The organism is Bradyrhizobium oropedii, from assembly GCF_020889685.1.
In the GTDB taxonomy this organism is placed as follows: domain Bacteria; phylum Pseudomonadota; class Alphaproteobacteria; order Rhizobiales; family Xanthobacteraceae; genus Bradyrhizobium; species Bradyrhizobium oropedii.
On record NZ_JACMYO010000148.1, the window covers coordinates 1 to 21473 of the forward strand.

Below are 21473 nucleotides of genomic sequence, written 5' to 3' on the forward strand. Positions count from 1 at the left end.
CTCGCCGCCGCCGGCGCGGCCCGGGCCGCCATGAACCATCTGCGGCATCGGCGAGCCGTGCCCGGTGTGCTCGGTCGCGCAATCGCGATCGATGATCGCGACACGGCCGTGAAAACTGCCGATGCCGAAGGCGAGTTCGGTCGCGGTCGGGATGTGGTGAGTGTAGAGCGATGCCACGAGGCTGCCGCCACCGCGATTGGTCAGTGCGATAGCCTGGTCCAGATCGTCATAGCCCATCACGGTGCAGACCGGCCCGAACGCCTCGATCTCGTGGACCGCGGTTGCGGCGAGCGGTTTCGCACAGTGCAGCAGCAGCGGCGGCACGAAGGCACCGCGCTTGACGTCGGCATCGACGAGCGGGACGTTGTCGGGATCGCCGGCCACGAGTTCAGCCTCGGTGCGAAGCCGCGCCACATGCGCGAGCACGTCGCTGCGCTGGGCGAGGCCCACCAGCGGCCCCATCCTGACCTTGTCGTTCGCAGGATTGCCGATCGTGACCTTCGCGAGACGGTCGTGCAGCGCCGTGATGACGGCATCGAGTTGCGCCGATGGCGCCAGCGCGCGGCGGATCGCGGTGCATTTCTGGCCCGCCTTGACCGTCATCTCCTTCGCGACCTCCTTGATGAAGAGGTCGAACTCCGGGCTTCCCGGCACGGCGTCCGGTGCGAGGATCGCCGCGTTGAGCGAATCCCGCTCGGCGATAAACCGGACAGCTTCGCGGGCGATGACCGGATGCCGTTGCAGCTCTTGCGAGGTGTCGGCCGAGCCCGTAAAGGACACCACGTCCTGGCAGGTGAGATGGTCGAACAGATCGCCAGTCGAGCCGACAATGAATTGCAGGACGCCTTCCGGCAGCACGCCGGATTCGGTGATGATCCGCACCAGTTCGTAGGCGACATAGGATGTGACCGTCGCAGGCTTGGTGACGACGGGAACGCCGGCGAGCAGCGCGGGCGCCAGCTTCTCCAGCATGCCCCAGCACGGAAAGTTGAACGCGTTGATGTGCACGCCGACGCCGTGCAACGGCGTGACGATGTGCTGACCGGCGAACGCGCCGCCCTTGGATAGCCCCTCGACATTGCCGTCCAGCAGGAATTTGGTGTTCGGAAGCTCGCGGCGGCCCTTGCTGGCATAGGCGAACAACGTGCCGATGCCGCCATCGACGTCGATCATCGCATCGGTGCGGGTTGCTCCCGCATGGAATGACAGTTTGTAGAGCCGGTCCTTGTGCTGGCTCAGAGTGTCGGCCAGCGTCTTCAGCAGGCCCGCGCGCTGGTGGAACGACAGTTTTCGGAGATTCTGGCCGCCGACGGTGCGGCCGTAGGCGAGGATCTCGCGCATGTCGAGATCGCTCCTGGTCGTGAGCGCCACGACGTCGCCGGTCACCGCACTGTGTATCTCGGCCGCAGGCTCGCCGACGCCACTCCACCTCCCGCGGACGAAGCTGTCGAGTTTCATGACTGTGTCCGCGGTCTGCGCGCCGCCGGATTGAGGCTGTGTCATCGAAATTGAATCCTTTGACCTGTGATCTATGTTGCGTATTGCCGTGCCGGCTGAACGTTCAATCAGAACGTTCAATCCTGAGCTCGTCCGACAAGGCGTGGCGAGCGCTTTTCGAGGAACGCGGTGACGCCTTCGGCGTAGTCCGCCGACCGGCCTGCGCGGCCCTGCAGGTCACGCTCGAGCTCGAGTTGCGTGTCGAGCGTGTTGGTCTCGGAGGCATCCAGTGCCTGCTTGATCAACGCAAGACCATCGGTCGGCTGCGTCGCGAGCGAGGCGGCGAGGGCGTGGGCTTCGGTCATCAGATCGGAATCCTCGACCACCTTCCAGATCATGCCCCATGCTTCCGCCCGTTCCGCCGAGATCGGCTCGGCGAGCATCGCCAGGGCGCGGGCCCGTGCCCCGCCGACGAGCCGCGGCAAGAACCATGTGCCGCCGGAATCCGGGACGAGGCCGAGCTTGGCAAAGGCCTGGATGAATTTGGCCGACCGCGCGGCGATCACGATATCGCAAGCCAGGGCGACGTTCGCGCCGGCGCCTGCGGCCACGCCGTTGACGGCGCACACGACCGGCATCGGAATGCTGCGCAGCTTGCGCACCAGCGGATTGTAGTATTTTTCGATCGGCGCCGAGAGATCGGGCGTTTCGCCCGGCGTGAAGACGCCGTCGGAAAGATCCTGCCCGGCACAGAATCCGCGCCCAGCTCCGGTCAGGATCAGCGCGCGGCAGGACTTGTCCTGCTCCGCCGCGATCAGCGCGGCCATCAATGCGGCGTGCAGATCGGCACTGAAGGAATTCAGGCGGTCGGGCCTGTTGAGCGTCAGGACGCGATATCCGGCGCGGATATCGGTCAACACCAGATCGCTGACCATGATGACCTCCCGTTGCGCCTTCTATGAGCGAAGGTCGCATGACCTGCAATCGGATTACTATTGACCGTCCGGTCAGTCAATTATAATTATCCATGCGGCAGTGTCGGCGGCGTCTTCGGGCTGATCGGAGCGAGGACAATTCTAGTCCCGATCGCAAATTCGGGCGCGACAAACACACATCAAGATCGAAGCAATTTCGCTCGCTGCACCAGACCACGTATTTGCGATGCTTATGCGCGACGCTTGACAGTTGTCAGATCGAGGTATCGGCGGAACCCGCGAAAGGTTCACGTTCGCAGCCGCACTGCATGGCCACCATGATCGGTGTGTACTGCCACAAATCGGCCTTATATGACGGGCGACTTCCGCCGCCATGAGGGCGAGCCGATGACAATGCAGTCAGGCGATATGGCCGGATTCCGATTCTCGACCGCGCACTTCGGCGCGCGAGACCGCTTGCCGATCTTCCGCGAGCAGATCGGGCGGATGATCGTGAAGCTCGATCCGGAACCGCTCGACGACGGCGCGTTCCATGCCGAAGCGAGTGTGCGCGAACTGTCGGGGCTCGGGATCGGATCCTGGGCGTGCAGCAATCTCAAGATCGCGCGGCCGCGCGAACTGCTCGACGGTAATGACGACCTCGTGCTGACGATCATCACGAGCGGCAACGTGCGCGCGTCACAGCGTGGCCGCGACATCGAGCTTAGCCCGGGTCAAGCCGTGCTGCAGTCGAGCGCGGAAGCCGGCAACATGGTGGTCCCGGTGTCGCCGAGCCGCTTCGTCGGCCTCCGGTTGCCGCGCAAGGCGCTCGCATCGCTGGTTCACGATCCCGAAGACATGCTGATCCGCCCGTTGCCGGCGAACACCGAAGCGATGCGGCTGCTTGCGCTTTACATCAGGGAACTCGACGACAGCTATCAGCTTTCGACTCCCGAGCTGCGGAACGCGGTCGTCAAGCATCTGACCGATCTCGGCGCGCTGATCATCGGCGCCAATCGCGACGCGGTGGTTGCCGCGGAGGATGGCGGGCTGGCGGCCGCGCGGCTTGCCGCGGTCAAGGCCGACATCAGTGAGAATCTGAGCTATGGCGACCTCACACTGCCCGCGGTCGCGGCGCGGCTGAAGCTCACGCCGCGCCATATCCAGCGGCTGTTCGAGGGCGTCGGCTCGACATTCTCGGAATTCGTGCTCGGCCAACGGCTGGCGCGCGCGCATCATTTGCTGACCGATCCGCGCCACAGCCGCAGCACCATCGGCACGATTGCGTTCGAAGTCGGGTTTGGTGATCTTTCCTACTTCAACCGTACCTTCCGCCGGCACTACGGCGCGACGCCATCGGATATCCGCGCGGTGCCGCGGCGTTCCTGAGCGGCCCCTGGTCGCGCGGTCGCGCGATGTGTGGCCTACGGCTCGCCGCATCCGGGCACCCGCCGGATCTGTTCGATCAGCCGCTGCTGACGGTCTGCCGACAAAGATCGCTCATTCGCGCACATCAACATGGCGACGCACGCGGCCTCCGGTTCGGCAGGCCAGGTGATGCTGCCGTCGATCGCACCGTCGCATTTGAGGTAGGCGTTCTTCGCATCCCAGCGGATCGTGCTTTCGAGCGCTGATGTCGCAGCGGCTGTCACGATCAGTGCCGCGCCAATCAACAGGAGCGATCGGGATATCCGCCGGTATGATCCGCGCATGCCGCATGTCCATCTTCATGAAGGTTGCCGACGATGCGGCAGCGTCCGAGGCGAGTGATCATTAGCGGGCGGCCGGTCGGCATACAACCTTGCCGCCGGACAGCGATGCAACATGCGGCGACAAATTCGGTTCATGTCGTGGATCGATGTCGCATATGTCCAAATCAGTGTCGCATCGGTCCGCGCCGCATATCCGCGAAGCACATAAAATGCAGCGTCCGTCTGCTCGCGACAGGAAGAGTACTTGCCATTCAATATCGTTCGCAGCGACGGCGCACGTGCGCGTGCATCGATATTGGCGTCGGAGAAAGATCGCGACGCGGCGAACCTGCTCGGCTCTGCGCGCACTCATTCAGGAAGGATTGCGCTCATGCCGGTTTCGTTCGATCGATCAGCACCAGTGTTTCTCTGCCTTCTGGCGGGAATAGCGCCGATCGCCACTGAGGCCGCGGGCGCGAAACCTGTGCTCAGGATCGAGAACGGGTTCCAACAGACCGTCGCGGTCTCGGCCGGGAGCGAGCTCTCGTTTGGGCCACCGCGGCAATCGCCAATCCTGCCTGGTGGCACCGGCGCCGGAGAAATCACGATCTCGCTTGCGGCCGGCCCTGCCGCCGGTATTGCCAAGCTGCATGTTTTCGAGCGCAGTGCTGTCCCGATCGGATTCACAGTGACGGCCTGGCAGGGCCGGAAATCGATCGCTGTCGTAAAGCTTTGCGGTCATCTCGAGATGGACAGTTGGGTCGTGCTGCCGATCGAGACGACGCACGTCGACGTCTCCGATTTCTTCCCGGTCAAGGACGGATGCGACTGACTGCCGCGAGTTTGGCCTCCAATCAAGAGAGAAGGAATGACCATGCCTCCGATCGCCAAAGGGGCTTTTCTAGTTCTGCTTGCCGGGCTGATGCCCTGGTGCGCGCGGGCGAATGACACGTCCGCTGCGCTGGAAACCGGGGGCCTCCGTTTCAAGCAGGATCCCGACATCGTGATGCGCTCCGAGGATCTGTTCATCTCCGAGAAGCAGGTCCGGATCGTCTATCGCTTTTTCAACACCTCGGCCGCCGACAAGACCATCATGATCGCGTTCCCGATGCCCGACATCGACGGCAAGGAAGTTGACGAAAACATAGGGCTCCCGACCAACGATCCCGAAAACATCTTTGACTTCCACGTCACCGTCGACGGCAAGGCGGCCGTGCCGCATCTCGAGCAGACGGCGCTGGCGAATGACGTAGATCAGACGGCGCTGCTGCGGAAGCTCGGAATTCCGCTGATGCCGATCAGGGGCCCCGCGGGCGAGCTGCTCGACAAGCTGCCGAAGTCGAACTGGCCGGAGCTCGTCAAGCTCGGCGTCGGCGCCATCGAGACCTACGGGTCGGGCGGCCCGATGCAGGATCATCTGGTGCCGACCTGGACGTTGCGTTCGGCCTATACCTGGACGCAGACCTTTCCCGCGGGCCGCGAGATCACGTTTGAGCAGACCTATCGTCCGAGCGTCGGCGGCTCCGTGCAGACGATCATGGGCGCCGACAACTGGCGCAGCAATCCGGAAGCGCCGGCGTTTCTCGCATCCTATTGCATCGACGATGACCTGATCCGCAGCATCGAGCGGGCGCGCGCGACGAGGCGCGCTCCCTATCCGCCGTTCAGTGAACGGTCGATTGCCTATGTGCTCTCGACCGGCGCCAACTGGGCGGCGCCGATCGGCGAATTTCACCTCACCATCGACAAGGGCGAGCCCAACAACTTCGTCAGCTTCTGCGCCGATGGCGTCAAGAAGACCGGCCCGACGCGCTTCGAAGTTCGGCATACCAACTTCAAGCCGTCGCGAGACTTGAAGATAGTCATCTTTGTTCCGAACCCGAACTAGCGCGGGCAGGAAATGCAATGATTGCGAAAATGGCTGCGTGATGTCGCGTACGTCCTATTCCCCGTCACATCCGTCCGAGCCTCGCATCGTTGAGACGCCTAAAAGGCGGCCCCCGCGGAATCACGCTGCGCGGGGGATTCACAGATAGCGACACAGCGAGGCCACCAATGACTGACACCACCACTTCATCGTTCGTCGATGCTGCGGCTGCGCTCGCGCCGCAGGTTCAGGGATCCGTGCAGGAGAGCGAGCGGTCGCGGCGGCTGCCTGTCCCGCTGATCGAAGCGATGGCACAAGCAGGGCTGTTCCGGCTCTGGATTCCGCGCGCATTCGGCGGCGAGGAGGCCGACCCGATGACCCTCGTCCGGGTGGTCGAGGAGATCGCGCGTGCCGACGGTGCCGCAGGCTGGTGTATGGCCATCGGTGGCGCCTATGGCGTGTTCGGCGGTTATCTCGGGAAGGACGCCGCGCGCGATATCTACGGTAGCGATCCGCTGGTTCGAACCGCGGGCGCCTTGCGGCCGTTTGGCACCGCCGGGGTCGTCGATGGTGGTTATCGCGTCACGGGCCGCTGGCCGCTCGGAAGCGGTTGTCAGCATTCCGGTTGGATGATCGGCAATTGCCGGATCTTCGACGGGGATCAACCGCGATTGCGTCCCGATGGCACCCCGGTGCTGCGCTTCATGCTGTTTCCGACTGCGCAGTGCGAGATCCTCGACACCTGGCACAGTGTCGGGCTGCGCGGCACGGGCAGCCATGACTATGCGATCGCGGATGCTTTCGTGCCATCCGCGCGGTCGCTTTCGTTTCGCGAGCCGCCGGTGGAGCAGGGGCCGCTCTATGCGTTTCCGACCATTGCGTTGTTCGGGGCGGCGCTCGCCGCCGTGCCGCTCGGCGTCGCCCGCCATGCGATCGACATTCTGGTCGAGCTTGTCGGACGAAGGGTCGCATCGCGCTCGCGCAAGCTGCTCCGTGAGGATACGCTGGTCCAGGCTGATCTCGGGCGTGCCGAGGCCTTGCTTGGCTCAGGACGGGCTTTCCTTTACGGCACGCTGGGAGAGGCGTGGCAGGCCGTCAGTGCCGGCAAGGTGCTCAGCGTTGCCGAGCGCGCCACGCTGTGGCTGGCATCGACCCATGCGGCGAACACCGCCAAGCAGGCGACCGAGCTGATGTTCGGTGCCGGCGGCTCGGCCTCGGTCGACGTGAGTTGCGGGCTCGAACGCTGCATGCGCGACGTCCATGCTGCCGTCCAGCACCTCGCTTTGGCATCGGCCAACTATCAAATGGCCGGTGAGGCGTATCTCGGCGCGGACATGCGGTCGACGCCTTTGCTGTTCTCGGACGACCGCAATGAAGCGCGTTCCGTATCTCCCGTTCATTGAACGGCCGATCGCCTGCGTCCTCGTGATGGTCGTGAAGCCGGCGCTCTGCCTGCGTCTCTGGACGGGCGCGTTGGCCGGCCGAGCACCGGCACAGTCCACCGATCCTCGTCGTCCGACGGTGCTTGGCCTTGGCGTCAATCGTGCCAATATCACCAATGACGTCCGCGGACACTACTACACATTCATGGCGGGGCCGGGCCATGTCGATGTCGAGCTCGCTTTCAAGGAGATGGGCGTATTCGGCCGTCCATTGCCGCAGCATCTCAACTTCGATTTCTGGAACGCGGACGGCGCTCGGCTGTCCCGTATCGAAGTCCTGTCTCAGGGCGGCGTCGCTCACCGACACACCGGCGCCGATTTGCCGGCGCGACAAAGAATAAGTCTCGCGGTCTCGACGCAATGGGGCGCGATCAAGGTCGGCGGTTACTACGAGATCGAGTTGAAAGGTGCCGTCGAGGCGGCCGCACCGGTCGGAGCGGACGTCAAGCCGGCACAGCCCGAGCCGCTGGTGCGGCCGTGATCGAATACATCAGCTATGTGCTGTCGCGCACACAAGGTCGTCTCCGATCGCACCCGCTGACGATTCCACAAACCAATGCACGGCAACGTGTTTCACATTGTTGCACGATGTCGCATATGTCCAATCCCCCGTCGCCTCAGTCCGAGCCTGCCGGCTACCGCGCGGATAAAAGGCAGCCCCCGGTGATCGTCGCAGCCGGCGATATGAGTCGATTGCGATGCATTGAGGCGACTTAAGACCATCGAGGAGAATGTGATGACGTTTGCACTTCGAGGATATTTTCTTGCGCTCGGCACAAGCCTGGCGCTGTCCAGTGCTGCCATGGCACAGGATGTCAGTGTTGCCGTGGTCGGGCCGATGACCGGCTCGGAGGCGAGCTTCGGCCAGCAGTTCAAGAACGGCGCCGATCTCGCGATTGCCGACATCAACGCGGCGGGCGGTGTGCTCGGCAAGAAGCTCAAGCTGGAAGTCGGCGACGACGCCTGCGATCCGAAGCAGGCCGTGTCGGTCGCCGAGAAGATGGCCGGTGCGAAGATCCCGTTCGTCGTTGGGCACTTCTGCTCGTCGACCTCGATTCCCGCCTCGGACGCCTACGCCGAGGGCAATGTGCTGGAGATCACGCCGGGCTCGACCAACCCGCTGTTCACCGAGCGCGGGCTGTGGAACACATTCCGCGTCTGCGGCCGGGATGACCAGCAGGGTATGGTCGCAGCGGCCTATATCATCAAGAACTACAAGACCAAGAACGTCGCGATCATCCACGACAAGACGACCTACGGCAAAGGCCTCGCCGACGAAACCAAGAACGCCATCAATGCCGCGGGCGTGAAAGAGAAGCTCTATGAAGCCTACACCAAGGGCGACAAGGATTTTGCCGCGCTGGTGTCCCGCTTCAAGAAGGAGTCGATCGATTTCGTTTATGTCGGTGGCTACTACGCCGAAGCCGCGTTGATCCTGCGCCAGATGCGCGAGCAGGGCGTCAATGCCGTGCTGATGGGCGGCGACGCTTTGGTCGACAAGCAGTTCGCGGCGATCGCGGGTCCGCTTGCCGAGGGTTCGCTGTTCACCTTCTCGCCCGATCCGCGCAAGAAGGTCACCGCGGCCGCGACCTTGAAGAAGTTCAAGGACAAGGGCATCGATCCCGACGGTTACACGCTCTACAGCTATGCGGCCTTCCAGATCTGGAGCCAGGCCGTCACCCGTGCCAAGACCACGGATGCCAAGAAGGTCGCCGCCGCCATCAAGGCCGGCAGCTGGGACACCGTGCTCGGCAACATCAGCTACACGCCGAAGGGTGACATCACCCTGATCGACTACGTCGTGTACCGCCGCGACAAGGACGGCAACTACGCCGAGCTGCCGGCTGGTCATTGATCGCTGGGCCGCGACATCGGCGCTCCCCTGTTCGATGTCGCGGCTGCGCCGGCTCACAGCGCCAACGGACCAACCCTCTGCCAGCCCCGAGGTGTTGGCGCTGTGACGCCTGGCAGTGCGGCGATCCGCCTGCCGGCGCCGATTGCCGGCAAAGCGGGAAGACGGCCGAGCCGGGAATCCGCGTTGAGGGCCGTCGCGTTGAACCGATCCGGCAATCAATCCCGATAATGGAAGAGAGCAGCAGATGTCTGACCTGAGTCTGACCAATAACGGCGGTCGGGGTGGCGGCGGTTCAGCCGAATGGCGCGGCAACGGGCCGTCGCAAGGACCGTCGCATTCCTATCCGTTGCTGGTGCGCGATCACGGTCTCGGCACCGCGCTGAAGCTGTTGCTCGAGACCCTGCCTTACGCGCTGGCGCGATGGGGCGTGTTGCTGGGTTTTGCCGCGGCCTGCGTGGTCTGGGCCATTGTCGCCGTGGGCGGCGCAGTGTGGCTCGGCACTCACGTCGCCAGCGTGTTCGGCTATTGCTGGCTGCTCGGCATCCTGCTGCTCGGTGGTTGGATCTGGGGCGCCATCCTGCGCTACACCCTTCACATGATCGCGTGCGGCCATGTCGCGGTGCTGACCGAGCTGATCACGCACGGCCGCATCGGCAACGGCACCGAAGGGCAGTTCGCCTACGGCCGCCGGATCGTGATGAACCGGTTCGGCGAGGTCGCGGTCCTGTTCGGGCTCAATGCGCTGATCCGCGCCGTGCTCCGTGCGTTTCATAATGCGCTCGATACGCTTGGCGAATGGCTGCCGGCGCCCGGCATGAAGGCGATCGTCGGTCTGCTCAACACCATCTTGTCGGCCGCGACGCGCTATCTGGACAAGGTGGTGCTGTCCTACGATCTGGCGCGCGGCGGCGATGATCCCAGGCGCAACATCCAGGACGGCCTGGTCTATTATTGCCAGAACGCCAAGCCGATCCTGACGACGTCGGTCTGGATGGTCATCGTGGAGCGGGTCCTGAGTATCCTGCTGTGCCTGCTGCTGCTGGTGCCCGCGGGCGTGGTGACGGTCTGGTTGCCGGACGCTGTCAGGGAGTATGGCGCCTTGGTCACGGTCTTCATCGCGGCCCTGCTGGCGGTGACGGTGCGCGCGGCGTTCATCCAGCCGCTGTTCTTGATCTGTATGATGATCCGCTTTCACGCGCTGATCGAGAACCAGCCGATCAATTCGACCTGGGTTGGCTATCTCGATGGCCTCACAGACAAGTTCAAGCAGATCGGACGCTGAAACCGGCGGACGGCGGGTCATGCCGAGCTGCAATTCAGCAGGCCGGTGCCTGGTGCTGATCGTATTTCACAACGGAGATGTTCGGTGACCGATCTATCGCTCGACAATGATGGCATCAGGCTTGCTGCGTCCGTTGGTGGCCCAACGGACGGTGAACCGATCCTGTTTCTGCACGGCCTGTCGCTGAGCCGGGACACATGGCAGGAAATCGGCGATCGGCTCAGGGATCGTTACAGGGTCTGGACCCTTGATTTCCGGGGACACGGCCACTCGGACCGGGCTGCAAGCTACGCTCTCGCCGACTATGTTTCGGACGCGCAGACGGCGTTGGCCGCAATCGGGCGCCCGGCGGTGATTGTCGGGCATTCTCTCGGCGGCTGCGTTGCCGGTGTGCTGGCGCAGTGCGGTGACGCCAGCGTGCGTGCAGCTTTCCTCGAAGATCCGCCTTGGTTTCTCGGGCAGCCGGGAGAGTGGGAGAAATCGGCATTCCCAAAACTGTTTGCGATCGTCAGCGCGCGTCAGGCCGCATGGCAGCAGGCGCACGCGCCGCTGGGGACATACCTTGCGTTCGTTTCGGACTCTCCAACGCCGATGGGTGGAATCGGTAGCGATCATTTCGGCTCTCGCCATCTGCTCAGTCATGCGTCTGCGCTGCAGCGGCAAGACGGGCGATGCTGGGCGGACGGAGACGTTGCGGGCTCAGTTCTTGCGGCGATTCCGACGGAGCGGGAATTCTTGTGCCCGGTCAAGATTATTCAGGCCGATCCCGGCTCTGGCGCGGCCTTGCTGGAAGGCCACGAGTCGCGCTTCGCACACGGCAATCCGCGTGCCGACATCGTTCGCTATGAAGGGTGCGGCCATTCACCCCACCGCGCCATCGCGTTCGCGCAACGCTTCGCGGCGGATCTGGAAGCTTTCTTGTTGAGCCTGCGGTCGAAGTGAGCACGGGCCCGACAACGATGCCGTGACGACGTCCGGCAATCCGGCACCTCACATTCATGAACCGAAGACGGGTACGCCCATGCAAGAGACGTCCGGCTACGATCCGAACTACGTGATGGGTCGCTCGACCGCGGAGACCGACAGGCTCAGGCGACAGTCGGAGCTCTACGACGCGTCGACATGGCAGCTCCTGAAAGAAGCCGGACTTTCGCCGGGCATGAAAGTGCTCGACATCGGAAGCGGAGCCGGCAACGTCTCCTTTATCGCCGCAGGTCTTGTCGGCGAGAGCGGCGCGGTCGTCGGCGTCGATAGCAACCCCGCCATCGTCGAAGAAGCCGCAAGCACGGCGCGTTCGCTCGGCCTGAACCAGGTCGCGTTTCGGGCCGGCGACATCAACACGATCGCGCTGGAGCGTGATTTCGATGCGGTCATCGGCCGGCTCGTGCTGATTTATGTGAAGGACCCAGCCGCGCTGCTTCGGCAATTGCTTGGGCACGTCAAGCCTGGTGGCATCGTCGCGTTCCAGGATCTCGACTGGGGCGAGGGGCCGATCGCCATTCCGCCGTCGCCGCTGCTGTCGCAGGCGTGGGGCTATGTGAAGGAGATGTTCGCAAGGGCGGGGCTGAACAACCGGATGGGATTGTCGCTGCACGGCGCCTTCGTCGCGTCCGGGCTTCCCGCGCCGCGCATGAGCCTGTTCGCGCCGGCGGGAGGTGGAGCGGATTTCGACGGCTACGACTACATGGCGAGCGGCTTGCGCAGCAATCTGCCGCATATTGTCAAGCTCGGCGTCGCGACCGAAGCGGATCTGGCACCGGACAGCTTTGCCGAACGCTTGCGCGCGGAAGTGGTCGCCCTGCAGGGCGTCTTTGCACTCCCGACCTTCGTCGGCGCATGGTCGCGCAAGCCGCCAGGCTGAACCGCCTTCCGTCGCGTCCGCGACAGCGCAACGGCGCCTCAGGCGTTGCCCACGACCGCCTCGATGAACGTCGTGGCGGACTCCCTCAATTGCTTGCGGCTGTAGCCGGCGCGCTCCATCACGGCCAACCCTCGCGTAAACGTCACGATGACGCGGGCCAGCCGGTTCGCATCGGTAACGCTCCGCTTGCCCGGGGCCCCGCTGATGGCCTTGCCGATCAGCTGTTCGAGCCGGGTGAGCACGCCTTGCACGCGCTGCCGCACATCCGTGCTTGAGATGGCCGCGTCGAGCGCCGTACGGGTGGTCAGGCAGCCGCGCGGCGGCGAACCGTCGGTCATGTTGACGATGATCATGTCGAAGAAGTTCTTGAGCCCGCTCGCCGCATCGCCCTGCGCCAGCGCGTTGCCGGCCGCTTCGAGGAATTGCTCGGCATATCGATCGAAGGCGCGCAGGAAGATCGCTTCCTTGTCGCCATAGGCGTTGTAAAGGCTGCCGCGCTGGACGCCGGTCGCGGCGGCGAGGTCCTGCATGGTCGCGTCGTGCAGGCCCTTGCGCCAGAACACGTCGAGCGCGGTTGCCACCACCTCATCCTCATCAAACTGACGCACACCTACCATCTCGGTTCGCTCCACCTGTTCATTCTTGACATCATCGTCAACATTGACAATCGTGTCAAGGATGATGCCACAGGAGGTCAGGATGATTACCGCCGTCACGACGTTCAGATTGCCGAAGCCGATCACTCGCGAGGAAGCGCGCAGCATCTTTCTGAGCACGGCGCCGCTCTATCGCGGCGTGTCGGGGCTGTTTCGGAAGACCTATCTGATTTCCGAGGACGGGATGACGGCCGGCGGTGTCTATTTCTGGAACTCGAGGCAGGATGCGGAAGCGCTGTACACCGACGCATGGCGCGCCCGTGCCCGGGAGAAATATGGCGCCGATCCGACGGTGGCCTATTTCGAGAGTCCTGTCGTGGTCGACAACGTCGCCGAGCAGGTTCTTTCCGAACAGTAACAGCGTCACAACGCATCGAGTGCCTTGCGCGACGGAGCGAACGGCAGCCATTCGGGAATCCGCCGCTTGGCGAGCCAGTATGGCCGCCAGATCGCGCGCCAGGTCGGGTGGTCGAGAGGAGCCGTGCCCCATTTGCGTTGCGCCATCTCGATCCGCAACAGGTCGTGCGCATGCAGCCACTGTCGCGCAGCCCACCAGACTTCGCGCGGCGCAACGGTGTTCCTGACGCCATTGAGCTCGGCGATAGCAGGCAGTGGATCGTCGAACCGAGCCGCAACCCTAAGGGTGGCGACGCGTTGACCGCACCGCCTGATGCTCCAAAGACGCGAGCGGTTGTGTGCGAGATAGGGGCCATAGTTGCGGAGGCAATTCTGCATGGCCTCCGCCTCCTCCGAGATATCCGCGGTTGAAGTCAGCGGCATGAAGTCGTAGCCGTCAACGCGGCCCGGCTGCAGCCACATATCCGCGATCGGCTGCGGGCCGAGGCTGACATGCAGCGCGATCATGCTGCGCCATGTGTCGGCGGCCGCGAGCGCCGAGCCGATCTGCATGCCTGGGTGTCCATCTCCGGTCGATCAGCGTGTGCCCCAACGTCGCCGGCTGCGTCGAGAACCATGCCCACAGGCCGAGCAGCCGCAATCGCGCGGGATCGGCACGCGGCGGCGCCCGGACCAGTTCGCGCGCGATCCAGACCGCGGCGGGCCCATGTGCAAGCTCAGCAACCGCAGCTACTGATTTCAGCCAAGACCGGCGCGAGCTTCGGCGATTGGGGCAGATGGTTGGCGATCTGCCGGCGAAGCAGCTCGTCATCGGGTAGCCGCGTGATCGGGCTCGTGAATGCTTCCGGCGGCAATTTGCGCAACCAGAGCGCAACACCCGCCGCAGCGGCCGCGCCCGCGAGAGAGCGGCCGTCGATCACACATGCGAGTGCGGACGCAGAAGCGACCCCGACGCGCGGGACCGCCAGCGCAAAGAGAAGCGCAGGAAAGCTCACGGCAAGGTCCGCCGCGCGGGTGTGCCGCATGGCCAGCGCGCGAACCTTTCCCTGAACATGCGGATGATATCTCCGCAGCTGACGTTCGAGCAGCGCGGAGCGTGTGGCCTCCCGACGAGAGGCCATCAGGAGTGTCGATGTCATGACAATAGTTCCGCAAGTGCGGAGCCGGAGGTCCGAGGCAAATTCGATTAGCTGTGGGTGTCAGGATTTCACCCGGGATCCAATCCCGGGACGCGCGTCAAATATCGCGCGGCGAACCCGGGAAGCGCACTGACCTGAACATCGTCGCCTCCCGTATTGAAACTACGGAGCGCTCCCATAGCCCATTTTCTGCCGATAAGCAACGTGAAGTTGCCGATCGCATTTTTGAGGATAAGGCATGGGTGCGATGAGAAAGTCTTACCGCATCGTTGGCGGCCGAAGGTCCCTTCACGATCTCCGTCAACGACGCTAGTCTCGTCAGAGGGGCTAACAAGAAACGTATGGCGGAAGGCCAAAATGATCCAACAGCAGTCCTCCAATCCCGGTTCCCCCGCACTGCCGCGCCGCAGGCTCGGCCGCACCGGGCTCGATGTTTCCATTCTCGGTTTCGGCACGGCGCCGCTCGGCGATCTCTTTGCGCGGCTCGACGACACCGCCGCGATCGCTGCGGCGGAGCGGGCGTTTGCGCTGGGCGTCAACCTGCTGGATTCCTCTCCGCTCTACGGCCATGGTCTCGCCGAGCACCGCAGCGGCACGGCGCTGCGCCGCGTGACGCGCGATGACGTCGTCGTCTGCACCAAGGTCGGGCGCTGGATGGACCCGTTTCACGGCCGCGGTGACGGCTCCAATTTCGCCGGCGGGCAGCCGCACCGTGCGGTGGTCGATTATTCCTATGACGGCACCATGCGCTCGGTCGAGCAGTCGCTGCTGCGCCTCGGCACCGATCGCATCGACTTGCTCCTGATCCACGACGTCGACGTCTGGACCCATGGTGCTGACGCCATCGAGGCGCGGTTTCGCGAGGCGATGGAGGGCGCCTATGTCGCGCTCGACAATCTGCGTTCCCAGGGTGTGGTCAAGGGCATCGGCATCGGCGTCAACGAGGCCGAGATGTGCGTGCGCTTCGCCAGGGCAGGCACGTTCGACACCATGCTGCTCGCTGGCCGCTACTCGCTGCTGGAGCAGCCGGCGCTGGCTGAATTCCTGCCCCTCGCGGAGAAGCAAGGCATCGGCATGATGCTCGGCGGCGTGTTCAATTCCGGTATCCTGGCGACCGGCGCGGTTGCCGGCGCCAAGTACAATTACAAGGACGCGCCGCCTGACGTGATGCAGAAGGTCGCCGCGATCGAGCGCGTCTGCCACGCCCGCGGCGTAGCGCTGCCGACCGCCGCGCTGCATTTCGCGCTGGGCCATCCGGCAGTCGCGAGCCTCGTGCTCGGCGCGCAGACCCCGCAGGAGGTCGAGCGCAACGTCGCCGCCCTGTCATCACCCGTGCCCGCCGCGCTATGGCGCGATTTGAAAGCCGAGGGGTTGCTCGACCAGCATGCGCCGGTGCCGGCATGATGCGGATCGATGCCCATCACCATGTCTGGACCTTGGCGCGCGCGGATTACGGTTGGCTGACGCCGGAGCGCGGGCCGATCTATCGCGACTTCGGCCTGGCCGATCTGGCGCCGCATCTCGCCGCAACCGGGATCGAAGGCACAATCCTGGTGCAGGCCGCGCCGACCGAAGCCGAGACGGCATTCTTGCTTGACGTCGCCAAAAGCGCCGAGCAGGTGCGCGGTGTGGTCGGCTGGATCGAGTTCGATGCCGGCGATGCCGCGGCGCGGATCGATGCGATCGCCGGGTGCGAGCTGCTGGTCGGCCTGCGGCCGATGCTGCAGGACATCGCCGATGACGACTGGCTGCTGCGGCCGGAGCTGGCGGCGCCGCTCGAGGCCATGGCGCGGCATGATCTTGTGTTCGACGCGCTGGTGCTGCCGCGGCATCTGCCACGGCTCGTCCAGGTGGTCGATCGGCATCCGGATCTGCAATTCGTGCTTGACCATTTCGGCAAGCCGCACCTCGCGACCGGCGACATCGCGGCCTGGAAGGACGACATCGCGAGCCTGGCCGCACGGTCCAACGTGGTCTGCAAATTATCGGGCCTGGCGACCGAAGCGGCGCCGAACTGGCAGGTCAAGGATTTGCGCGAGGTCGTCGATCACGCGCTGGCATGCTTCGGGCCGGAGCGGATGCTGTGGGGCAGCGACTGGCCCGTCGTCAATCTCGCCGGCGGCTATGCGCACTGGTTCGCGGCGGCGGAGGCCTTGCTGGCTGATTTGTCAAGTGAGGCAAGAGCTGCGATTTTCGGCGGCAATGCGGCGCGGGTCTATTTGTCAAGTCGCGGGTGGCCGACATCCCGGAAATAGATTGCAGGCGGCGCCTCATTTGATCCACAGCGCGCCTTGATGAATCAATCCGGGATGGTTCATAAGCGGCGTCCGCACTGTCCAGGTCCGGCGGTGCAACGCGATCAGAGAGACAGGCGTGGCAAAGATTCATCATCAGATTGCGCAGGAGCTGGGGGTTCGCGACGAGCAGGTCGAGGCGGCGGTGACGCTGCTTGACGGCGGCGCCACGGTGCCGTTTATCGCGCGATACCGCAAGGAGCTCACCGGCGCGCTGGATGACGCGCAGCTGCGCACGCTGGAAGAGCGGCTGACCTATCTGCGGGAGCTCGAGGAGCGCCGCACCGCGGTGCTCAATTCGATCCGCGAGCAGGGCAAGCTCGATGCCGCGCTCGAAGCCCAGATCATGGCGGCCGACAGCAAAGGCCGGCTCGAGGACATCTATCTGCCGTACAAGCCGAAGCGCCGCACCAAGGCCGAGATCGCCAAGGAGGCCGGGCTCGAACCGCTTGCCGATCAGCTGTTGACGCAGCCGCAAAACGATCCGAACGAGGCCGCTTCTCCGTTCGTCAATGCCGAGAAGCAGGTCGCTGACGTCGCCGCCGCGCTGGACGGCGCACGCGCGATCCTGGTTGAGCGCTTCGCCGAGGATGCCGACCTGATCGGCGCGCTGCGCGAGGAGATGTGGTCGAACGGCATCATGGGCTCGACGGTTCGCACCGGCAAGAAGACCGAAGGCGAGAAGTTCAAGGACTATTTCGATTTCTCCGAGCCGCTGCCGAAGCTGCCGTCGCACCGCATCCTGGCGCTGTTCCGCGGCGAGAAGGAGGAGATCCTCGACCTCGCGATCAAGCCCGAGGCCGAGGCGCCGGCCGTCGGCGTGCCCGGTCTCTATGAGCTCAGGATCATGAACCGCTTTGCGATCTCCAACCAGGGCCGCAAGGGCGACAAGTGGTTGACCGAGACGGTGCGCTGGGCCTGGCGCACCAAGATCCAGATCCACCTCAACATCGATCTGCGGATGCGGTTGTGGGCCGCGGCCGAGACCGAGGCCGTGCGGGTGTTCGCCTCGAATTTGCGCGATCTGTTGCTCGCAGCGCCGGCCGGCCCGCGTGCCACAATGGGGCTCGACCCCGGCTATCGCACCGGCGTCAAGGTCGCGGTGATCGATGCGACAGGCAAGGTGGTGGCGCACACCGCAATCTTCCCGCACGAGCCGCAGCGGCGCTGGGACGAGGCACTCGCCATTCTGGGCAAGCTCGCGATCGAGCACGGGGTCGAGCTGATCGCGATCGGCAACGGCACCGCCTCGCGCGAGACCGACAAGCTCGCGGCTGAGCTCGTCAAGCGGCTGCCCGAGCGCAAGATGACCAAGATCGTCGTCTCCGAAGCCGGCGCGTCGGTTTATTCGGCCTCCGCCTTCGCCTCGAACGAATTGCCTGACCTCGACGTCACCATTCGCGGCGCGGTCTCGATTGCGCGGCGCCTGCAGGATCCGCTGGCCGAGCTCGTCAAGATCGATCCGAAGGCGATCGGTGTCGGCCAATACCAGCACGATCTCGGCGAGGCCAAGCTGGCGCGCTCGCTCGATGCCGTGGTGGAAGACTGCGTGAACGCGGTCGGCGTCGATGCCAATACCGCTTCGGTGCCGCTGCTCTCGCGGGTGTCGGGCATCGGCCAGGGACTGGCGCAAAGCATCGTGCAGCACCGCGATGCGAACGGCCCGTTCAAGTCGCGCAAGGCGCTCAAGGAGGTGCCGCGGCTCGGGCCGAAGGCGTTCGAGCAGTGCGCCGGCTTCCTGCGCATCAGCAATGGCGAGGATCCGCTCGATTCGTCCGGCGTGCATCCGGAAGCCTATCCGGTGGTGCGCCGTATCCTCGAGGCGACCAAGAGCGACATCAAGGCGTTGATCGGCAACGCCGACATGGTGCGCGGGCTGAGGCCGCAAACCTTCGTCGACGACACGTTCGGCCTGCCCACGGTCACCGACATTCTGCGCGAGCTGGAAAAGCCCGGCCGCGACCCGCGCCCGGCGTTCAAGGCGGCGGTGTTCAAGGAGGGCGTCGAGGAGGTCAAGGATCTCAAGAAGGGCATGATCCTCGAGGGTACCGTGACCAACGTTGCGGCCTTCGGCGCCTTCGTCGACATCGGCGTGCATCAGGATGGGCTGGTGCACATCTCGGCAATGTCGCGGAACTTCATCAAGGATCCGCGCGAGGTCGTGAAGCCCGGCGACATCGTCAAGGTCAAGGTCCTGGACGTCGAGGTCGCACGCAAGCGCATCGCGCTGACCCTGCGGCTTGACGATGAGATCGGTCCGAAGAAGGACAATGCGGGTCCGTCGCGCGATTTCTCACGTGGTTCGGCCAAGATGACGTCGTCGGCCCCGCGCCGCCCGCAGGAGCAGTCCGGCGGCGGCGCGCTCGCGGAGGCACTGCGCCGCGCGGCCGAGAAGAGCGGCCGCGGCAAGCCGACCTAGGTGCAGCGACGGGTCGAGCCGTGGCGCAGCATATCAGCCGTCGTCCCTGCGAAAGCAGGGACCCATAACCGCAGGAGCGGATTGTCGAACAAAGCTGTGGCCCAACGTCGCGTAACAACGTCCTTCGGTGGCTATGGGTCCCTGCTTTCGCAGGGACGACACCGAATGTTTGGTGCCAATCGCGACGCGATCGTCGAGCGGCCCTTGCCTCCGCTTCTACACCCTTCCTTCAGCAAACCTGACCAGTGACTCCGCGACGCCCTTGCCATAGGCCGGATCGGCCTTGGTGCAATTCGCGACGTGCCGTTCCTGGGTGTGCTTCGATGCCTGGCCGACCTGGCGGGCGGTGTTGTCGAACAGCGCCTGCTTTTGCGCAGTATTCATCTTGCGGAACAGATCGCCGGGCTGCTGCCAGTGATCGTCATCCACGCGATGATCCCAATGCGCGGCCGCGCCTGACAACTCCAGCGGCGGCTCGTTCAGCTGCGGCTGGTCGGTCCACTCGCCATGGCTGTTCGGCCAGTAGGTCAGCGTCGAGCCCAGGTTGCCGTCGGTGCGCATCGCGCCGTCGCGGTGGTAGCTGTGGAAGGGACATTTCGGCGCGTTGACCGGGATCTGGTGGTGGTTGACGCCGAGCCGGTAACGCTGCGCGTCGCCATATGAGAACAGCCGGGCCTGCAGCATCTTGTCCGGCGAATAGCCGATGCCGGGCACGACATTCGCCGGCGTGAACGCTGCCTGCTCGACCTCGGCGAAGAAGTTCTCCGGGTTGCGATTGAGCTCGAAATGGCCGACCTCGATCAGCGGATAATCCGCCTTCGGCCACACTTTGGTAAGATCGAACGGGTTGAACGGGAATGCCCTGGCCTGCGCGTCCGTCATCACCTGGATGAACAGCGTCCAGCGCGGGAAGTCGCCGCGCTCGATGCTGTTGAACAGGTCGCGCTGGTGGCTCTCGCGGTCCTTGCCGACCACGGCCTCGGCCTCCGCATCGGCCAGGTTCTGGACGCCTTGCTGGGTGCGGAAATGGAATTTCACCCAGACGCGCTCATTGCTCGCGTTGACCATGCTGTAGGCGTGGCTGCCGAAGCCGTGCTGGTGACGGAAACTCTTCGGAATGCCGCGCTCGCTCATGACGATGGTGACCTGGTGCAACGCTTCTGGCAGCAGCGTCCAGAAATCCCAGTTCATGTCGGGGTCTCGCACGCCCGTGCGCGGATGGCGCTTGATTGCGTGGTTGAGGTCGATGAAGCGCAAGGGATCGCGGAAGAAGAACACCGGCGTGTTGTTACCCACCACGTCCCAATTGCCTTCATCGGTATAGAATTTCAGCGCGAAGCCGCGGATGTCACGCTCGGCATCGGCTGCGCCGCGTTCGCCGGCAACCGTCGAGAACCGCGCGAACATCGGCGTCTGCTTGCCGATCGCGGAAAAGATGCTGGCCTTGGTGTAGCGCGTGATGTCGTGGGTGACGGTGAAGGTGCCGTGCGCGCCCGCGCCCTTGGCGTGCATGCGTCGCTCGGGGATCACTTCGCGATGAAAGTGCGCCAGCTTCTCGATCAGCCAGACGTCCTGCACCAGCGCCGGCCCGCGCGGCCCCGCCGTCAGGATGTTCACATTATCGGCAACAGGTGCGCCGGAGGCGTGGGTCAGAAACGGTCTTTTGATCTCGTCGCTCATCGAAAGCTCCTTGCTGAAGGTCGGCACTTCGCCTTCCCGGCGCCGGCCCCGAAGCCGGGTGAAAGGCGATTGCATCGTGGTTGGGTTACGGCCGGCGAGGAGGGGAGACCCTTTGATCGACAAATTGTGAACCGGATCTGCGATCTCTCCAGGACGCCGTCATTCCTCGAGAGCTTCACGATTAAGAAACCGGGCGGATCGCTTCAACGAGCGCTATCCGCTGATTCCGGCCAAATTTCCGTCGATCTCGGCCAACGAAATCCTGGCTCCGATCATGGTGATTGCCGCATGGCCGCGCTCGTTCGCCAATCCTAAATCCTGCGTCAGAATCTGGCGCATTTGTAAGTTGAAGTCGGCGGTCCGCTTGCGTCTTCTGATCATGCTCGCGTGCGGCGATACGAGGTTTTGCCGCGGTCCCAATCAGGGAGGATTTCATGAAGAACAGGCTTCTCACGTGTCTCACGGCGGCGACGCTCGCAGTCAGCGTCGCGCTTGCACCCGCAGCCCTCGCCAGAGGCGGCGGCGGTGGCGGACACGGTGGCGGTGGTGGCTTCGGTGGCGGCCACGGCGGTGGCTTCG

Annotated in this window: 21 protein-coding genes; 13 read left to right on the plus strand and 8 right to left on the minus strand. The window is 64.4% G+C overall.

Features of this window, described 5'->3' with window-relative positions:
• A partial coding sequence (gene paaZ, locus H8A95_RS31440; RefSeq protein WP_229186732.1) for a phenylacetic acid degradation bifunctional protein PaaZ occupies positions 1–1458 on the minus strand: 1458 nt, incomplete at its 3' end.
• A gap of 116 nt (positions 1459–1574) precedes the next feature.
• Positions 1575–2372, minus strand: coding sequence for a 2-(1,2-epoxy-1,2-dihydrophenyl)acetyl-CoA isomerase PaaG (gene paaG / locus H8A95_RS31445; RefSeq protein WP_229186713.1), 798 nt, complete (start codon positions 2370–2372; stop codon positions 1575–1577).
• Between the two features lie 393 nt (positions 2373–2765).
• Here paaG and H8A95_RS31450 point away from each other — a divergent pair, with 393 nt between their 5' ends.
• A complete protein-coding gene (locus H8A95_RS31450; RefSeq protein ID WP_229186714.1) occupies positions 2766–3740 on the plus strand; it encodes an AraC family transcriptional regulator in 975 nt (324 codons plus the stop codon).
• A gap of 35 nt (positions 3741–3775) precedes the next feature.
• Here H8A95_RS31450 and H8A95_RS31455 read toward each other — a convergent pair whose 3' ends face one another.
• Positions 3776–4024, minus strand: a complete 249-nt coding sequence (locus H8A95_RS31455) for a hypothetical protein (RefSeq protein WP_229186715.1) — start codon at positions 4022–4024, stop codon at positions 3776–3778.
• A 409-nt stretch (positions 4025–4433) separates the two neighbouring features.
• Between H8A95_RS31455 and H8A95_RS31460 the strand changes: the two genes are divergently transcribed.
• The 8 genes from H8A95_RS31460 (at position 4434) to H8A95_RS31495 (ending at position 12349) form a co-directional block, all read left to right on the plus strand.
• Positions 4434–4874 (plus strand): hypothetical protein, encoded by a 441-nt coding sequence (locus H8A95_RS31460; protein WP_229186716.1) that lies wholly within the window; start codon positions 4434–4436, stop codon positions 4872–4874.
• A gap of 36 nt (positions 4875–4910) precedes the next feature.
• A complete protein-coding gene (locus tag H8A95_RS31465; protein ID WP_229186717.1) occupies positions 4911–5930 on the plus strand; it encodes a DUF4424 domain-containing protein in 1020 nt (339 codons plus the stop codon).
• Positions 5931–6097: 167 nt separating this feature from the next.
• Positions 6098–7312: an acyl-CoA dehydrogenase family protein gene (locus H8A95_RS31470; protein WP_229186718.1), complete on the plus strand. Its 1215-nt coding sequence runs from the start codon at positions 6098–6100 to the stop codon at positions 7310–7312.
• Positions 7281–7832, plus strand: a complete 552-nt coding sequence (locus tag H8A95_RS31475) for a hypothetical protein (RefSeq protein WP_229186719.1) — start codon at positions 7281–7283, stop codon at positions 7830–7832. Before H8A95_RS31470 ends, H8A95_RS31475 begins: the two co-directional genes overlap by 32 nt.
• Positions 7833–8087: 255 nt before the next feature.
• Positions 8088–9206: a branched-chain amino acid ABC transporter substrate-binding protein gene (locus tag H8A95_RS31480; RefSeq protein ID WP_163151582.1), complete on the plus strand. Its 1119-nt coding sequence runs from the start codon at positions 8088–8090 to the stop codon at positions 9204–9206.
• Positions 9207–9450: 244 nt separating this feature from the next.
• Complete coding sequence (locus H8A95_RS31485) at positions 9451–10488, plus strand: hypothetical protein (RefSeq protein WP_229186720.1); 1038 nt, start codon at positions 9451–9453, stop codon at positions 10486–10488.
• Positions 10489–10572: 84 nt separating this feature from the next.
• On the plus strand, positions 10573–11430 hold the full coding sequence (locus H8A95_RS31490; RefSeq protein WP_229186721.1) for an alpha/beta fold hydrolase: 858 nt from the start codon (positions 10573–10575) through the stop codon (positions 11428–11430).
• Positions 11431–11509: 79 nt separating this feature from the next.
• On the plus strand, positions 11510–12349 hold the full coding sequence (locus H8A95_RS31495; RefSeq protein WP_229186722.1) for a class I SAM-dependent methyltransferase: 840 nt from the start codon (positions 11510–11512) through the stop codon (positions 12347–12349).
• Between the two features lie 38 nt (positions 12350–12387).
• On the opposite strand, the gene H8A95_RS31500 is transcribed toward H8A95_RS31495, so the two are convergent.
• The gene (locus H8A95_RS31500) at positions 12388–13065 is read right to left on the minus strand and encodes a TetR/AcrR family transcriptional regulator (protein ID WP_229186723.1); all 678 of its coding nucleotides are present in this window, start codon (positions 13063–13065) and stop codon (positions 12388–12390) included.
• Here H8A95_RS31500 and H8A95_RS31505 point away from each other — a divergent pair.
• Positions 13049–13363, plus strand: a complete 315-nt coding sequence (locus H8A95_RS31505) for a monooxygenase (RefSeq protein ID WP_229186724.1) — start codon at positions 13049–13051, stop codon at positions 13361–13363. The genes H8A95_RS31500 and H8A95_RS31505 overlap by 17 nt on opposite strands.
• 5 nt (positions 13364–13368) lie before the next feature.
• Here H8A95_RS31505 and H8A95_RS31510 read toward each other — a convergent pair whose 3' ends face one another.
• Together H8A95_RS31510 and H8A95_RS31515 are read right to left on the minus strand one after the other, a co-directional pair.
• Positions 13369–13914 carry a hypothetical protein gene (locus H8A95_RS31510; RefSeq protein WP_229186725.1) on the minus strand — a complete coding sequence of 182 codons (546 nt, stop codon included), beginning with the start codon at positions 13912–13914 and terminating at the stop codon, positions 13369–13371.
• Between the two features lie 164 nt (positions 13915–14078).
• Positions 14079–14387: a hypothetical protein gene (locus H8A95_RS31515; RefSeq protein WP_229186726.1), complete on the minus strand. Its 309-nt coding sequence runs from the start codon at positions 14385–14387 to the stop codon at positions 14079–14081.
• Between the two features lie 471 nt (positions 14388–14858).
• Between H8A95_RS31515 and H8A95_RS31520 the strand changes: the two genes are divergently transcribed.
• The 3 genes from H8A95_RS31520 (at position 14859) to H8A95_RS31530 (ending at position 19214) form a co-directional block, all read left to right on the plus strand.
• On the plus strand, positions 14859–15905 hold the full coding sequence (locus H8A95_RS31520) for an aldo/keto reductase (RefSeq protein ID WP_229186727.1): 1047 nt from the start codon (positions 14859–14861) through the stop codon (positions 15903–15905).
• A complete protein-coding gene (locus H8A95_RS31525; RefSeq protein WP_229186728.1) occupies positions 15902–16756 on the plus strand; it encodes an amidohydrolase family protein in 855 nt (284 codons plus the stop codon). Before H8A95_RS31520 ends, H8A95_RS31525 begins: the two co-directional genes overlap by 4 nt.
• Before the next feature lie 118 nt (positions 16757–16874).
• Positions 16875–19214, plus strand: a complete 2340-nt coding sequence (locus tag H8A95_RS31530) for a Tex family protein (protein WP_229186729.1) — start codon at positions 16875–16877, stop codon at positions 19212–19214.
• Between the two features lie 216 nt (positions 19215–19430).
• Here H8A95_RS31530 and H8A95_RS31535 read toward each other — a convergent pair whose 3' ends face one another.
• Together H8A95_RS31535 and H8A95_RS31540 are read right to left on the minus strand one after the other, a co-directional pair.
• On the minus strand, positions 19431–20894 hold the full coding sequence (locus tag H8A95_RS31535; protein ID WP_229186730.1) for a catalase: 1464 nt from the start codon (positions 20892–20894) through the stop codon (positions 19431–19433).
• A gap of 213 nt (positions 20895–21107) precedes the next feature.
• Positions 21108–21275, minus strand: coding sequence for a hypothetical protein (locus tag H8A95_RS31540; protein WP_229186731.1), 168 nt, complete (start codon positions 21273–21275; stop codon positions 21108–21110).
• Positions 21276–21473 lie beyond the last annotated feature (198 nt).